Source organism: Xylanibacter ruminicola, assembly GCF_900142525.1.
In the GTDB taxonomy this organism is placed as follows: Bacteria; Bacteroidota; Bacteroidia; order Bacteroidales; family Bacteroidaceae; genus Prevotella; species Prevotella ruminicola_A.
The window spans coordinates 203,922-218,814 of the sequence record NZ_FRBD01000003.1 but is presented as its reverse complement, the minus strand read 5'-3'; the positions used below and the strand labels follow the sequence as shown (position 1 = coordinate 218,814).

General features: G+C 40.3%; 18 protein-coding genes. All 18 read left to right on the top strand.

The features are described 5' to 3' along the window. Positions 1-11 precede the first annotated feature (11 nt). Positions 12-869 (top strand): DUF1810 family protein, encoded by an 858-nt coding sequence (locus tag BUB86_RS17920; protein ID WP_254795083.1) that lies wholly within the window; start codon positions 12-14, stop codon positions 867-869. Between the two features lie 80 nt (positions 870-949). Further along, a complete protein-coding gene (locus BUB86_RS03290; RefSeq protein ID WP_139261365.1) occupies positions 950-1,822 on the top strand; it encodes a hypothetical protein in 873 nt (290 codons plus the stop codon). Positions 1,823-1,831: 9 nt separating this feature from the next. Then, positions 1,832-2,722, top strand: coding sequence for a radical SAM protein (locus tag BUB86_RS03285; RefSeq protein WP_073205340.1), 891 nt, complete (start codon positions 1,832-1,834; stop codon positions 2,720-2,722). A gap of 2 nt (positions 2,723-2,724) precedes the next feature. Further along, on the top strand, positions 2,725-4,008 hold the full coding sequence (locus BUB86_RS03280) for a radical SAM protein (RefSeq protein WP_073205336.1): 1,284 nt from the start codon (positions 2,725-2,727) through the stop codon (positions 4,006-4,008). 4 nt (positions 4,009-4,012) lie between these two features. Beyond that, positions 4,013-5,068 carry a DUF1810 family protein gene (locus BUB86_RS18215; protein WP_081373064.1) on the top strand — a complete coding sequence of 352 codons (1,056 nt, stop codon included), beginning with the start codon at positions 4,013-4,015 and terminating at the stop codon, positions 5,066-5,068. A gap of 24 nt (positions 5,069-5,092) precedes the next feature. Beyond that, complete coding sequence (locus tag BUB86_RS03270; RefSeq protein ID WP_081373063.1) at positions 5,093-6,802, top strand: tetratricopeptide repeat protein; 1,710 nt, start codon at positions 5,093-5,095, stop codon at positions 6,800-6,802. A gap of 157 nt (positions 6,803-6,959) precedes the next feature. Next, positions 6,960-7,397, top strand: a complete 438-nt coding sequence (locus tag BUB86_RS03265; protein WP_139261363.1) for a DUF6717 family protein — start codon at positions 6,960-6,962, stop codon at positions 7,395-7,397. A 12-nt stretch (positions 7,398-7,409) separates the two neighbouring features. Continuing rightward, positions 7,410-7,862, top strand: a complete 453-nt coding sequence (locus BUB86_RS03260) for a hypothetical protein (RefSeq protein ID WP_139261361.1) — start codon at positions 7,410-7,412, stop codon at positions 7,860-7,862. 12 nt (positions 7,863-7,874) lie between these two features. Next, positions 7,875-8,282 carry a hypothetical protein gene (locus BUB86_RS03255; RefSeq protein ID WP_073205324.1) on the top strand — a complete coding sequence of 136 codons (408 nt, stop codon included), beginning with the start codon at positions 7,875-7,877 and terminating at the stop codon, positions 8,280-8,282. Between the two features lie 117 nt (positions 8,283-8,399). Further along, the gene (locus BUB86_RS03250; protein ID WP_254795082.1) at positions 8,400-9,185 is read left to right on the top strand and encodes a DUF4846 domain-containing protein; all 786 of its coding nucleotides are present in this window, start codon (positions 8,400-8,402) and stop codon (positions 9,183-9,185) included. A gap of 28 nt (positions 9,186-9,213) precedes the next feature. Beyond that, positions 9,214-9,852: a hypothetical protein gene (locus BUB86_RS03245; RefSeq protein ID WP_139261359.1), complete on the top strand. Its 639-nt coding sequence runs from the start codon at positions 9,214-9,216 to the stop codon at positions 9,850-9,852. A gap of 220 nt (positions 9,853-10,072) precedes the next feature. Next, positions 10,073-10,315 carry a hypothetical protein gene (locus tag BUB86_RS03240; RefSeq protein WP_139261357.1) on the top strand — a complete coding sequence of 81 codons (243 nt, stop codon included), beginning with the start codon at positions 10,073-10,075 and terminating at the stop codon, positions 10,313-10,315. A 73-nt stretch (positions 10,316-10,388) separates the two neighbouring features. After that, positions 10,389-11,036 carry a murein L,D-transpeptidase catalytic domain-containing protein gene (locus BUB86_RS03235; protein ID WP_073205310.1) on the top strand — a complete coding sequence of 216 codons (648 nt, stop codon included), beginning with the start codon at positions 10,389-10,391 and terminating at the stop codon, positions 11,034-11,036. 257 nt (positions 11,037-11,293) lie between these two features. Further along, positions 11,294-11,710 carry a hypothetical protein gene (locus tag BUB86_RS17130; RefSeq protein WP_139261355.1) on the top strand — a complete coding sequence of 139 codons (417 nt, stop codon included), beginning with the start codon at positions 11,294-11,296 and terminating at the stop codon, positions 11,708-11,710. Between the two features lie 78 nt (positions 11,711-11,788). After that, the gene (locus tag BUB86_RS03225; RefSeq protein WP_073205303.1) at positions 11,789-12,157 is read left to right on the top strand and encodes a LytTR family transcriptional regulator DNA-binding domain-containing protein; all 369 of its coding nucleotides are present in this window, start codon (positions 11,789-11,791) and stop codon (positions 12,155-12,157) included. A 7-nt stretch (positions 12,158-12,164) separates the two neighbouring features. Next, the gene (locus BUB86_RS03220; RefSeq protein ID WP_139261353.1) at positions 12,165-13,064 is read left to right on the top strand and encodes a phosphodiester glycosidase family protein; all 900 of its coding nucleotides are present in this window, start codon (positions 12,165-12,167) and stop codon (positions 13,062-13,064) included. 104 nt (positions 13,065-13,168) lie between these two features. Beyond that, complete coding sequence (locus BUB86_RS03215; protein WP_073205288.1) at positions 13,169-14,398, top strand: hypothetical protein; 1,230 nt, start codon at positions 13,169-13,171, stop codon at positions 14,396-14,398. Between the two features lie 34 nt (positions 14,399-14,432). Further along, the gene (locus tag BUB86_RS03210; RefSeq protein WP_073205283.1) at positions 14,433-14,831 is read left to right on the top strand and encodes a hypothetical protein; all 399 of its coding nucleotides are present in this window, start codon (positions 14,433-14,435) and stop codon (positions 14,829-14,831) included. The last annotated feature ends 62 nt before the right edge of the window (positions 14,832-14,893 follow it).

The window sequence follows — 14,893 nt, the reverse complement described above, 5'->3', positions numbered from 1 at the left end:
ATTAGGAATATATGAATAAGATAGACAAGGACTTTGTATATAACAGATTTCCAAAAACGGAACATGACATCAAGCTATATGAAGACTATAAAGCCTTTATATCCTTGAAGCGTAAAACAGAAACAAAAAATGATTTGGCGGAGCTGTTGTCTCTATTCCCTGTGTATGAAGGGACACAAAATGCAAATGATGTTTTCGTCTTAACTCGATTCGGGTTTATGGCTTTGAGTATTGACGACGATTTCATGAACAATTGCTATAAGCCTTGGTGCTTGTCATTGCTCCAACAAGACATCGCTTCAAAGATACATGATAGCAATAAAATCAGAATTCTTAGGGCAAGTCTGATAGAGTTCGCCCTATTAGGCTGTCTTGAAGCGCATCAATTGATGAATTGGCTTGATAGTCAGATAGGTCAAGATAATCTTTTCATAGAGTCAATTGTTAATGAAAGATGCCCTAATCTAAGGAGGTTTCTGAATGCTCACGATGGTGCAGGCCGAGGTGTTAACGAGGGTGACGAAGTCAGCTCCTATGCCCAAGCACTCCAAGAAGTCAAGTCTGGATGTAAGAGAACTCATTGGATCTGGTATATCTTCCCACAAATGGCAGGTATTAAAGGAACTCATAGTCGCCCAGCGTTATTTTATGGCATCAATGGACGATTAGAAGCCTACCAGTACATTAACCACCCCGTATTAAGACACCATCTTGTTGAAATCTCTGAGGAGGTACTTAACAACAAGTATTCTGCTTACGAGATATTCGGTGATGACATTATCAAGTTCAGATCAAGCATCCTATTATTTGACTCAGTTTCAGACATTCCTGTTTTTAGACAGATCAAGAACAAATACAGGTGGCAATGATTTGTAATTGGTTACTTTTTTGCGAGATTTGGTATTATAGTATAGACGATACGAACAATAGAAACTTAAAATAAATGAATATGGAACAAAAACAATTTACATCGCTACGTTCTTCCACCCAAGAGGAATATGGTCAAGTGCAAACTCTCTGCGATATTATTAAGGTGCTCAACGAGGAAAAACATTTCAAATCTGCTAAAGAAGTGTTTGAAGGAATGGCCCCTATCATGGACAGATATATGAAACGGGGAACGATCGGGGAGTTGACGCGGCAGCGTATTAAGGCTGGATTGTTGAATGATGAGAGCCTTTTCCGTGATGGTCAACTTGATTGTGATGCACTAAGAGAAAAGCTTCTTGAAAGCATCACAACCGATAAGGATGACAAGTTTGAAAGAGTAATGGCTCAACGCGACGTTTTCAAATTTGTTGGATTGCTGATGTATTTCAACTGTTTTCGCAAATATACCTCTGTAGAACAAATCCGTGAAGACTTTTGCCAACACATATTTAATGAAGAGACACCTGATGGAGACCATAGTAAAAGCTATCTCAATGATAGAATGTTCTACGGTTTTCCTATGGGTGGACATGCGTATCCCTATTTTGCCTTTTTCTGGGCTCTTGAATCCCTGTGGGAATATGTATCGGATGGAAATGGCGTTCTCGATAACGAGAAACTTCAGAAAAAGATGATTGACGAGTATCAGACGTGCAGAAAGGAAATGGGATTTGAAGCGTTAGTGGATGCTCACTATTCTGACGACGGGCCTTGCCATCCTGAGGTCTTTTTCCCAAATACAGAAGATTTTTACGGGCCAGTTCTGGTAGCGGTAGAGAACGAGAGGAAGTACATAGAATCTTGTGGCGAAGGTAAAGGCCCCAATCGTTATCCGTATAGGTACGAGCAGGCATTACTTCAGAGAATTATTGATAAAAGGACAGAGGATTAAACTTCATCAATGATTGAGTATAAACTGTTTGGTCGTAACATCCTGATTAAACGCATGGGATGCAGGAACGGGGACTCCATGGGAGTTCCCATTCCTCCAAGCCTTAATCTTTTCGTCAAGGTGACGAATGCATGTAATGCGAACTGTTCTTTCTGCTCAAATGCCGTTCACACACAGGAGCGACATCTGTTTGATGTGGATAAACTATTTGAATGTATTGATGAAATATTCAATCAGCGCATTATCTTAAACAGATTGAACATCACTGGAGGTGAACCTTCCGTCGTGCCGGAAACAGTGAACCGAATCATAGAGAAACTCAATGCATCACCCAAATATAAGCCCATCCACTTACATTTGAACACGAATGGCTTGCTGCCAAAGTCACAGGAAATGATGCGCATAGCACGTTTCGATTCCATCTCTATTTCCATGCACCATTATGACATGAGTGTTCTCTCTGACATATACAACTGCCACATACCTTCAAAGGCAATAGAATTTGAAGGTATAGACATCGACAAACTGAATCTGAGTTGTAACCTCATCAAGGGGTATATAGATTCACCCGAGGAAGCCAGGAAGATGCTCGACAAGACAATTGATATTGGTATTCCCAGAATCGGATTTGTCGGCCTTATGCCTGTCAACCAATACTGCAAGGAACATTTCGTTGATCTTGAAGAGATACGGATTGACAGCATTCCTCACGTCTATTTTACCAAATCCAAGAACAGAGGAAAGAATTGCAAATGCAGCAACTATCTCTATAACAGAGATGGCAAAATGGTGGAAATCTATATGCGTAATTATATGAACCCGAACTATTGTAAATCGTCGGTTGTCTTCGACGGCCAGTATCTTAGGCAAGGGTTTCACGATAACAATATAATATACTAAGAATGACAGAGACGGAGAAACTATTTGAGACCAGAAAAGAAATAAGCGATTATAACACTTCCTATCCATTGCATCCTTCAGACTGGAGTACATGGAAGGTATCAGATACGTTGTCGTTTGATGATGTCGATGACTTGTCGTTTTACATACACATACCTTTCTGCCAAAGTTTGTGCAGATATTGCGAATACGTCAAGTATAAAAAGACATCAGATTCGGTAGAACGTGAATATCTGGATATCGTTGACAGCGATGTGCGTGAGTTCATGGGGCAATCTGTCACAGGGGAAACCATTTTGAGAGGATTTGATATCGGAGGTGGCACTCCGACAGCCTTAAGCACTGAAAACTTTGCGATGCTTATTAATATGGCTGCCAGATATGTGAGACGTATCAAAATGGCAGAAGACTTTAAGGGCAGTATAGAAGCGACGTTTAATACAATTGACGAGAACAAGATAGCAATCCTTAGCGAACATTCTGATATCTTCAGCCGAATCTCCTTCGGATTGCAGAGCACGAATTGCACCTTTCTGCGAGATAACAACAGGGATAATGGACAAACACAAAGGATGGCTGATATCTTCCACATCTGTAGAGAGCAGGGCATCAGCACCATCAACCTGGATCTTATGTATGGGTTTGTCCATCAGACGAAAGAAGAAATGAAAGCAACAATGAAGGTCGTGGAAAGATTAATGCCCGAACACCTTACTGTTTATGAACTGCGAACAAATATGTTAAACAGGTATCCTATTGCGACTGCTGAGCAACGTTTTGAGCAGTATTCGTACCTCTATGATTTGATAATAGGACTGGGATATAAAGGTCGCTTTGGTATGAATACATTCTCGTTGATTGGTGACAATGGCTTGTCATCATACCTCCAGCATCGCATGATGAAGAATGGCTCCTATAAGGGATTCGGTATTGCAGCACAGAGTAAAAACGATACCGGACTTTCGTATAACATCGGGAAAAATGGTGAGTCGCTGAAATCATGCCTTTCTAAGAAGACATTTGAGAAAGATGGTGACTCTTATAAACTTCCGCCAAGAGAGCTTCTTTCAAAATATGTAGCCATCAGTGGCTACTGCGGAATGTTCGACTTGTCTGTGATGGAGAATATTCTTCATTTAGATCCTGATATAGTATTTGAAAAGGAGTTGGGCTTCTTGCTAAACAACCATTACATTGAAAAGAACGGTACGATGTTATACCTGACGCCCGAAGGTGTTCTCCATTATGGCGCAGTCCTTTCTTTGTTTTACAATAATAGATCTTAAGCATATGGAAATTCAGATTACAGCAATCAAGTTTGAAACAGTTAACGGGAAAAAGACCGGAAAGTCTTTCTCTTTTAAGGCTGACCCTAAGAAACTGGCGGTTTTCAAGACTGAGGCTACCCTCAAAAAGAAAATCAGGGAATATGTGGCTAAGAGTGGTATCTTCAAAAAAGAAGAGCTGGATGACGTGAAGTTCAACATGAAGGATTTTCTGGTGGAATGGAAAAAGCAGGTTGAGATAGTGCAAGCCGAGGAATTGAAGAAACTCGAAGCTTCTCCTAATAATCCAGATACTCGCATCACACCAGATGTGATTACTCGCTTAGCACCAAACGAAGTGTTCGTGTTTGGCTCAAACGAACAGGGCCTACACTATGGTGGAGCCGCCAAAGCTGCACATGAGAACTTTGGTGCCATTATGGGACAAGGCAATGGCCTACAGGGGAAAAGCTATGCCATCCCATCGATGAGTGGACTTGGAGTCATGGGCGAATATGTCAAGGAATTCTGCGATTTTGCAAATGCTAACCCAGAAAAGCGCTTTTTGGTTACGGAGATCGGTTGCGGCATAGCAGGTTATTCTATAGGTGAGGTAGCACCACTCTTTGAATGCTGCCGCGATGTGGAGAATGTTACTCTTCCCGCCACTTTCTGGGATATTATCGGAGAGCCATCAGCAAAGGAATATGACTTGGATCGATTCCTGACAGCACAGGCTGCTGACTACGCTGATGCCCTTGACGATATCCGGAATGGACGCAAGCGCGGACATTGGATCTGGTATATCTTTCCTCAGCAAAAAGGGCTTGGCCACAGCTATAATTCAGAGTATTATGGTCTTGATGGCATTGACGAAGCTCGTGCATATCTTGCCCATCCCGTCCTTGGCAAACGACTTCGGGAAATCTCCGAGGCTTTGCTCGCCCATGAAGGTCAACGGGATATAGATGCCATTATGGGTAGCAGCATCGATGTGCTGAAACTCCAGACATGCATGAATCTCTTTAACCGGGTCTCACCCAATGACATCTTCGAAAAAGTGCTTGATGCATTCTTCTGATATAGGTAGACTAATGCTAAGAATATGGGAATTTTCAACAGTAAAAAATACTTTATGAGAGAAAAAGAAGGTATCAATGAACAAGTAGAGGCTTTACAGTCTCTGGCTAAAACCGTAATGAGTGATTCTGCAGTTCCTGTTGATGAACGAATTCATAGAGCTGCTGATATTTATAAACAAGCAAACAACATAGCTGCAGAAGGTGGCTTGGAGGACAAGGGTTACGAGTCATTATTGGCCGATTCTGCAAAGTTCTTCTTAGATTACGGCCTATATAAAGATGCGTTGTCCAAATATTCAGACTTGATAACTCTACGTGAATCTTTATACGGACAGGAGCATTCTGCTACAGCTTCGGCCTATCATGAAATCGGAGAAACGCTCAGAAACCTATGTGACTATCCGAAAGCTTTAGAATATAACATGAAGGCATTGGAAATTCGTAAGAAAATCCATGGCGAAAAACATGTTGATACTGCAGAATCTTACAATGACACTGGGCTTGTTTACATTTTCCGAGGCCATTATGACAAAGCATCAGAGCTGTTTCAAAAGGCAAAGGCTATCTGCGAAGAGGTTGTTGGTACAAACCATCCCAGTATGGCAGAGTCATATTCGAACATCGGAATGCTCTTGACGAAACAAGAAGACTATTCTAATGCCTTGGAAAACTATTTAGAGGCGTTAAAGATCTATGAAAGCACCTTGGGTATTGAAAATCGTAAAACAGCGATTGCATATCATGGCGTTGGATTGTCTTATTATTATATGGGCAACAATTCTAATGCATTAGAATATTGCTCTAAAGCAGTAAGAATCTATGAAAATGTATTGGGTCTGAATCATCCGGAAACCGCAATCATATATACAGGCATAGGATTCGTGCACTATAATATTGGAGGCCTTTCGCAAGCATCAGACTATTTTACAAAGTCATTGGAGATAAGTGAGAAAATGTTAGGGCCTGAGCATGTTAATACCGCTGCATCATATATGGCATTGGCATGGTTGAAGTTTAAAATGGATGATCATCAAGGAGCCATCGATTATTGTGAACGGAGTTTGAATGTCACAGAGAAAATATTTGGCTTAGAACATCCTGACACTGCAGAGGCGTACAATAATATGGGATATATGTACTACCTGACAGATGATAATATCAAGGCCTATGAATACTATCTTAATGCTCATCAATTCTATGAGAAGTGTGCCAGATCAGAATATATTGAGAGTAAAATAAAAGAGGTCGAATCAAGTTTGAAATTAATTGAGGATAAACCTGAAGAAGAAAGTAAAGGCACCAAAGATCTGTTTTTAGAAACACTTACCAAGATGGGATGCCAGTATGAGATTGATCCAGACGAAGGATATATTTCCTTCGGATATCAAGGTGAGAACTTTGTGGCCAGTGCTACAAATGAGGGTTTTTATGTGCGCATTTGGGATACTTATTGGGGACATGTAGAATTGTATAACGTTGACGAGTTCTCCAGATTAAGAAAGGCGGTTAATCATGCCAATCTCAATTGTGCGACTATGACAGTCTATACTATCAATGAAGAAGGAAATACTGTCGATGTTCATTGCAAGTCAATTTTCCCGTTCATACCTCAGATGCCAAATTTGGAAGGTTATCTGAGGAATGAGTTAGGCGACTTTTTTACCGCCCATCACATGGTTAGCAGCGAAATGGCCAAGCTCAGAGAACAAGAAGAAAATGCCCAAGTAAACTGATTTTTACGCCAAAGTCCGAAAACAGCAAAAACTGTGCCAAACAGTCAATTGATTGATAGTCAGACGATTGATATGATTTGGAGATTTCGAAAAATAGTTGTAACTTTGCAGCCGCATTTGGGAGACTCCCAGAAGCGATTCACAAAATCTTGTTCATATGTTTAATCGTACAATCATGTATGCTAAACTCGCATGGGTTTATGCAAAAGGAATCTGCGGCTTTCGTCGTAAAGTGTATGACCTCACATTTGTCTATGTGCCAGAGGATAAACTTTGGTACATCGACATGCCTTGGCCAGGTGATCGCTACAATTTAGCAATGGTAGCGGGATCCAACCATCTCCTGTCCTTTCTTGATACAAAGAAAGAAAATCGCGTAAGCGTACTTGTTCGTCCGTCAAAGAAGAAGCTAACAAGTATGATGGGCTATTTCGAATGTGTAAAGCAGTTTTCTGGTCTGTTTGCAGGAGCTACGTACAAGGTTAATGGACTTGAAGGATTCACCCGGGAAATATGGATTTGTCCGGTCACTCTCACTGTTTTGGGGCATTATCCCCAGTACATATATATAAAGCAAATCACAGTTAATCATTAAATAATGAGTTTGATGATAAGAAAATTCAGATGGATTGACTTGGCATTGTTGCCATTCGGATTGTGCGTATTATTCCTGCTCTTGTTAGGTAAGCTCTTCGGACTTACCTACAAGCAGATCTCTGTAGTGTTCAACCTCTGGGTACAGGGTGCTGTTTTAGCATTGTCAGGACTGGCTCCCTTTGGAATAGCTATCTACAAGTTGTTAGAGTCATTCTCGGTAGGTTGGCTCTTCCTTGCCATCATTTTGGCAATATATGGAATAGCTTATGTGTATGCATTCATCAAGATGCTACAACACTATCACTTGCCATTCAACGATGCGTTTGACCTTTGTGTAATGGATTTGCAGCTATTAGCCAAGAAGTGGCATACAACTTATCAAATGGTAAACCTACTCATATTTATACTCTTCTATCTCATCCTCATAGGAGTAAATGTCATAATCTGCTATTTTCTATTCTAAAAACTGCAAATAATGGAAATCTACCAAATCATTTTGATGGGTATTGGTGCAATCACTCTTATATGGCTAGTCGTTAAGACCATCAAAGGAGTATTTTGGTTGTTGGGGAAAGGGCTGGAAAGCTGTTTTAGAGAAAAGTACCCTTATGATTTTGAAATAAACTTAGGATGGGTTATACAAGAGATGAAATCTCATGGTTACAGACAAGCGGCTATGATGGATGCCGGCAGTGACAATCCTGGAGTAATCATGATAAATTCAGAATCGAGTATAGAAATGGAGGTACGCCTCCATGCTCCTTTGCTTACGGACAAAGGCTATAGCATCATAGTTGCCAATCATAATAACAACACAGCTGTAGTTATGCAAGATTCTGCTTCTGACGAAAATAAGAGATTACTGAGTAAATATTTGGAATAGTAAAGATTCAGCCGTATAACTTATACATTAATCCCGCCAGTTCATACAACGTGGTGGGATTTTCTTTCTTGTTTGTCATAATATGGCTATTTTTGCATCAAAATAATAAAAATGAAGATGAAGAAGATTCTTAAATGGACATTTGTGGGAACACTCCTGGCAATAATGGTTGTTGGTGGATTTGCCATATGGATTCTCTATGGCAGTAAAACAAGCAATCCCAACAACTATCAGACCATTGGTGACATTCCAGAGCCATGGGGATATGAGCGTATTAGTGGCGACGATGTGACTTATACGAACTTCCTGCGGAGCCTTCCGCTGAAAGGAAGAGGTTCAAGAGTTCAGCTCTATACTGGTGGTGAAGCACGGTTCCAATCGTTGAATTATGCCGTGATAGATTTGCCGCTGCTGTCGAATGCAGAGCAGTGTGCAGACGTATGTATGCGGTTGAGAGCCGAATACCTCTTTAACACAAGACAATATGGCCGTATCAGATTTCAGAATGTAAATGGGAAGACGATGAGCTATGGAGGTGGTAGCTCTCGCAGGTCTTTTGAGCGTTATCTGAGGAATCTCTATGGAGTTGCCAGCACCTTCTCTTTGAGTCGGGAGATGACTACGAGACGCTTGGCCGATATGCAGCCTGGCGATGTGTTTGTCTATCCTGCCCGTTACGGTCAGCAATACGGTCATGCAGTAATGGTAGTTGATGTAGCAACCAACAAAAAGGGCAAGAAAGCATATCTTCTGGCAGAAGGGAACACCCCAGCGCGTGAAATCCATGTAATGCGGAATTTTGAGAATCCCTTCCGTTCTCCATGGTTTATGTTGGATGAGGACGCTGACAATCTGATACTCTCCGTATTCCATTATAAAGCCACAGATTTGAAACACTTCTAATAGGATAATCACGAATTGAAATATGACTATGAGATTGAAAATAGATATACTTTTGTTATGTGCCGTAATATGTACGGCAAGTTGTTCCAAGAATCGTGGTGAAGGCAACGGGCTTTATGGTGAGATCGAAGCCAAGTGCTTATGTCCTCCAACGATACACCTCCAACCATATGGTAACTTCAGCCAACGAGAGGCTGACAAGTTGGGGAAAGAACTAACAAAAAAAATCGAAGAGATATTTGGTGTGGAATTGGACTATGAAGTACACCCTTCGTTGCCACTGTCTGATACACTAATGAACGATGCTAAGACAAGGTATAGAGCAGAGAAAATGATACATTCAATGGCGGCAGATGCCAACAAGCATAACATATATATAGGATTGACTCATAAGGACATTTCTTGCAGCATACATGGCAAGAAGGATTGGGGCGTACAAGGACTGAGCCTTATTCCAGGCAACGCCTGTGTGGCTTCAACATTCAGGGTAAAAGACAGAAAAGATTTTTGGAAGGTAGTATGCCATGAGTTCATTCACACTTACTTCACATATAACCATTGCCCCAAGGACAATCCTTCATGCTTAATGCAAGCGGCCAAAGGGCATCCTCGATACAAAGGTAAGAATGCGTTATGCTCATACTGTAGCAGTGTGCTCAAAATATAATGACTCATACAATAATCCCATAGGTTCATACAGACCTGCGTTTTTTTCTTCTCCAGATTGAACAAACATATTAATTTTGCATTGTCAAACGAGATAAGAAGTATCTATGAAGCAGTTATTATTTTCCTTGATGATTGTGCTCATGAGCATGATGGCATCAACGCCGGTTAGTGCGAAATCTAACAAAAAGAGCGTAACGGCACAAGTCCCAGCAAACATTGTGGTAAAACAGACAACGCAGTTTAATGATGGACGTACACTGACCATCTACTACAAGAAGAGTGGGATACAGTGCGAGGTTTATTCTCCTTGCAATGCTAGTGACTACAACATGAGCGATGCCTCGAAAATCAAGTCTACAAACTTTGAAGTGGTGGACAAAGTTGAAGGGAAACTCTACAAGAAAGCGTCTATTGGCGAAGTGACAAGGCTTATCAAAAGGTTAGTCAACCAATATCTATGATGGTCTATGTGGAAATCATACTGCTGTGTGTATCCATTGCGGTACTCACAGCAGTATCAAAAGAAAATGAGGAATGAGAAGAAAAAAGAAATGGGGCTGCGCCACGATTGTTTTGATGCTCTTTTTGGCCATCAGTATCTTTGGCTTACACTGGGCATGGAAATATTATGGACTGCCTGAATGGCCTGATCGCAGAGAATACAAAACGATTGAGGAACGTGCGGAGAAGGCTTTAGCTTTTGCAAAGCGTCATAATATGAATGAGCACTATGCCCTATTTGTGGACTATGGCATCCCATCTGGCACACCACGCCTGTTCGTCTGGGATTTCCATCAGAAAAAGATTGTTGCCAGTACTTATGTGATGCACGGCCCTGGAGGTGGAAGTACTGACGAACGACCTGTTTTTAGTAATAAGCCCGGAAGCGAATGCTCTTCCTTGGGACGATTTTGGATCACTAAAGAACATGGCAATAGCCTTAAACGCAGCTTTCGACTAAAGGGAATGGATTTGGATAATCAGTCTTCTTACGCAAGAGGGTTGATGATTCATAGTTCTTATTGGGTAGACAAGTGGTGTTGGAAAAAGTATATTCCTCTTCATCGTGCCAGCTGTAAAGGATGCGTTACTGTTTCTTCAAGGGGAATGAATTATCTGTGGTCACTTGTCAACAAAGAGAAGAAGCCCTTGCTGCTTTGGAATTTTGTCAGTAAATCATAGGGTATTGAAACAACATGGGACTTTTTGGATGTTTTTTGATAATTTGGATCGGCATCATAGTATTAACGATTCGTCGAGTTGTGCAAGGGAAGTGGAACGAAAAGGCAAAGTTTTTCTTGTATTGGAGCTTATTCCCTTTCCCGTTGATTCTTCACCCCAAGAGATTTGGTCCTATTAAGAGCTGGCTTTTGTTTATAATCTCTCCATGCATGATGTTAATCTATTGTATTGCCTTATGCATATTGATAATGTACTCAATGTTTCAGACAGAAAAAGGAATTCCCCAATCGATTCCTTATCGTACAAATGTAGATCTTAAGAGAATAACAGGAGTCGAATTCCCTGAAGTTACACCCGTAGACTCATCCTGGCATGATGATTTCAGCTCTTGTGAGACAGCCATTAAGTTTGTACCGAACAAGCCTTTGGAAAAGGATTTCTTTCTTGAACTTAGGACAGTATGCAAAAAAGACTCCTGCTGTTGGAGCAAAGATTCATTTGGCTATCACTACTTTATTTATCCCGATAGACCTATTGACAGGACCAAAGGCACACATATCCGTCAAGTAGAATTAGATGGGGAAATGGTTAATGACTGGGATGGTGATTATATACAAGTCTTTATTCCTCTTAAAGGAGATACCATTTACGTAAGTGATGGGTGGTGTCGGTAAACTAAGTTAAAAATGATGTATATTTCTCATTACTTTCAATAATTATGTGTATATTTGCAAAATTAAACCAGTTAGTGTATGGAATGGCTCAGAATATCTACCAGCACCGAATTGGTGCGAGTCGCCACGGATGAGATTGTATATGTCCGTGCCGATGGCAACTATTCTGACCTTGTACTGACCAATGGCAAAAGTCGTAAGATGACATTCCAACTTCATTTTTTTGACGAGGTGTTCCAACAGTTGCAAAACAATATGTTTGCCCGTGTTGGGAGAAGTCTCATCGTCAACAAGCGCTATATTCATGTCATTAATCTCACAGAACAGATACTTATATTCTCTGGCCAGCAGATAAAGAGCGACATCAAACCCATTGGCGTGTCTCGCGAGGCACTAAAGCAGCTGAAGGAATTACTAGAAAACGAGAAAGGGGTAGACAATGGATGATATAAATATGCAGAAACCAGAAGTGCCCATCATCATTATCGAACGAGATGAGCAGCCGCAGGCAAAAGAGTCTGTGACGAAGGTTATTGTCCCTTCCCAAAAACAGAAGTGGCTGAAGCGATTCCTTGCATTGATAGCTGTTGGTTGTTTGATGATTGCTGTCCTCGCTGGCTATTATTTCTGGAATTACTATTATAACATCGGTATAACAGTTTCTGTCACACCAGAGCAAAATATCGAGAAGCTTCAGCGGCCAGCCACGCAGGGAAAACCTGAGGTTGTGATGACTAGCGATAGCATACTTGGAGTTGCGATGGACTTTTATGCTATTCATGGATTGAAAGCCTCCATCGAGTTCGAGGAGCCAGACACTGCTGACACCTCCGTCTATCTCTACTGCCGTTCGGCAGACCATAAAGCTGATAGCACTTACATTGGTTCTCTTGTCGCTGATGGTAAAGAATACCAAAGTGACACACATCGCCTTGGCTATATGGCTATGTTGGGCAACAATAGCGTCATTGGCATATCGCGTAGCGAGAAAGTTAAGGACTTCGTTCTAGAACAAGGTGGCTCTTTCTTTCGCCAGTTCATCCTTGTCAGTAACGGTACGATTCCCAGTCGTTTTTTTCTACATGGTAAGGTAGAGCGTCGAGCTATTGGTCGCATCGGCGATCAGCTTTACTTCATTGCAACGCGCCACAAGGAAACCCTATGGGACTTCGCAGATGCTCTCCGTGAATATGGTTTTATTGACGCTATTTATATCACAGGTGGAGCCGATTGCTACTCTTATTATAGAAATCGTGATGGTATTCGTTTTGATATTGGCGTCCCGGCCCTTTACCCTCATAAGAAATGGACCAGCATTATACCTTGGTTGGTGTTTCGTAAAACTATCCGTTAAACCAGCCTATGATATCGTCGGGCCAACTGATGAACGAATGAGTGAATCAACTGGGTGGAGGATAAGTGTAGAGAATATGTTTAATTATATTAATACTATTCAATATGGAAACAGAAAAGAAGAATCCTTTTGAACAAGATTGGGAAAAGGAAATAGCAAACAAGAGTATTGAAGAGTTGGCAAAAATCCTTGCTAATAAGGTGGATTATGCACCTGGTTTTGTAGAATTAGTACAGCAGAAACTGAAATCTCATATTGATTATGATGAAGAGATGGTAAATACCATCATAGCCCAAGAAGAAGAGAAGAAAAAACATCAGGAGAAAGGCAAAGGTGTGTCTATTTGGTTGTTGCTCTTTCTGTGTGGTGTCGCCATAAGTGGTATATATACATTTTTCCAAACATGGATAGCAGTATCTCAGAATTGGGATAGCTACAACTTTCCATTATTGGCATATGTAATTTCCTATGCTATAAGCATGTGTAGCCTTTGCGGTTATACATTTTGGGCAATAGTTAAAAAGAAACCCAATGCCATTGGTTTAGCAAATGTGTATTTGTGGATTTCTATAGTGATTAATCTTATCAAAATATTGCAAGATTTTAATTATAATGAGATGCCCTCGATTAGAGTTCTATGGGGCTTGATAGTCGGAGTATTATGGCTGTTATATTTCAAGTATTCAAAATATATCAATGAATTTTTCCCTGTAGAGAAAAGGGCCTTATGTAAAAATGACCAATTAATTATTGGGACTTTATTATTTGTACCTATAAGTATGTTTATTTTGAGTACTATTGTCCCTCCATCTTATTCACGGGATTCTGTCGTTGACGATATAGATCTCTCAGATGTCGATTCTACATCGTATGTAATTGACGAAAACAAATTGAATGAGAACGAAATAACAGACGGATTGTATATTCTAAAATTACCCCAAGGCACTAAACACGAGTTTATTGATGTTGAAGATGGTGGAAAAGTGCTTGTTATAACTGATAAAAAGGAAAAATCATCTTATGAAATTCGTATAATTAGTGGATTAGCAGCTACTTTTAGGAACACTGATTTTGAAGAAATGTGGTTTCAAAGTAAAGATAGCGCAATGACAAATTATCCTCATGAATTAAAAACTGATGAAGTCATTGATATAAATGCAGGGAAATGTTATAGAAAAATAGAAAAATTCCAATCTGAACCTCAGTTTTTTTGGGATTTTTCTGTCGTTTATAACTATAAGATGCATAAATACTGTGTTCTCAGTGCATGGTATAATGTAAAAGAAGAAGTTCCTATTGACGAAATAATTAATAGTATCCAATTTGAACAATGATAGTGTTTTTCTTTCAGTAAAAAAATAGATAGGTATGAGTGTTCGTATGAATTCTTTATTTAAATCATTATGGAAATGGTTGTTCAATTTGCCAAAAGATTATTGGAGGTTGAACTGGGAAGCAAAACTTGGTATTATTTTTCTAATTCCACCCGTTATTGGAGTCTTTATATTTATATTTAACTTATTTGGCGCAGAGATTGGCTTTGAATCTTTCCCTGAAAGTTGGAATTGTATTTCTGGCTCTGATTATGGCAGTGATACAGATAGTGGCGCGTGGGGAGGTAATTGTGCATATGGATATGCTTATGGCTGGGCATATGGATATGCTGCTACTCCGGCAATACCCTTATATTTAGGCCTTATGGCAATCGCCGGAGCTTACTTATTAAAAGGAAATCTCAATAGAAAGAAGATTGACTTGGAAAAATGAGGATTAGCATAAGAAGCCTATTATTAATTTTTGTACTACTATTCATTACATCTTGTGATAAT

Bases quoted from the DNA above. Each gene is read 5' to 3' on its own strand.
- BUB86_RS03225 (WP_073205303.1), top strand. From the start codon at position 11,789: ATGGAATGGCTCAGAATATCTACCAGCACCGAATTGGTGCGAGTCGCC.
- BUB86_RS17130 (WP_139261355.1), top strand. From the start codon at position 11,294: ATGTTTCAGACAGAAAAAGGAATTCCCCAATCGATTCCTTATCGTACA.
- BUB86_RS03210 (WP_073205283.1), top strand. From the start codon at position 14,433: ATGAGTGTTCGTATGAATTCTTTATTTAAATCATTATGGAAATGGTTG.
- BUB86_RS03235 (WP_073205310.1), top strand. From the start codon at position 10,389: ATGAGAAGAAAAAAGAAATGGGGCTGCGCCACGATTGTTTTGATGCTC.
- BUB86_RS03220 (WP_139261353.1), top strand. From the start codon at position 12,165: ATGCAGAAACCAGAAGTGCCCATCATCATTATCGAACGAGATGAGCAG.
- BUB86_RS18215 (WP_081373064.1), top strand. From the start codon at position 4,013: ATGGAAATTCAGATTACAGCAATCAAGTTTGAAACAGTTAACGGGAAA.
- BUB86_RS03260 (WP_139261361.1), top strand. From the start codon at position 7,410: ATGATAAGAAAATTCAGATGGATTGACTTGGCATTGTTGCCATTCGGA.
- BUB86_RS03290 (WP_139261365.1), top strand. From the start codon at position 950: ATGGAACAAAAACAATTTACATCGCTACGTTCTTCCACCCAAGAGGAA.
- BUB86_RS03215 (WP_073205288.1), top strand. From the start codon at position 13,169: ATGGAAACAGAAAAGAAGAATCCTTTTGAACAAGATTGGGAAAAGGAA.
- BUB86_RS03285 (WP_073205340.1), top strand. From the start codon at position 1,832: ATGATTGAGTATAAACTGTTTGGTCGTAACATCCTGATTAAACGCATG.
- BUB86_RS03270 (WP_081373063.1), top strand. From the start codon at position 5,093: ATGGGAATTTTCAACAGTAAAAAATACTTTATGAGAGAAAAAGAAGGT.
- BUB86_RS03245 (WP_139261359.1), top strand. From the start codon at position 9,214: ATGAGATTGAAAATAGATATACTTTTGTTATGTGCCGTAATATGTACG.
- BUB86_RS03280 (WP_073205336.1), top strand. From the start codon at position 2,725: ATGACAGAGACGGAGAAACTATTTGAGACCAGAAAAGAAATAAGCGAT.
- BUB86_RS17920 (WP_254795083.1), top strand. From the start codon at position 12: ATGAATAAGATAGACAAGGACTTTGTATATAACAGATTTCCAAAAACG.
- BUB86_RS03265 (WP_139261363.1), top strand. From the start codon at position 6,960: ATGTTTAATCGTACAATCATGTATGCTAAACTCGCATGGGTTTATGCA.
- BUB86_RS03250 (WP_254795082.1), top strand. From the start codon at position 8,400: ATGAAGAAGATTCTTAAATGGACATTTGTGGGAACACTCCTGGCAATA.
- BUB86_RS03255 (WP_073205324.1), top strand. From the start codon at position 7,875: ATGGAAATCTACCAAATCATTTTGATGGGTATTGGTGCAATCACTCTT.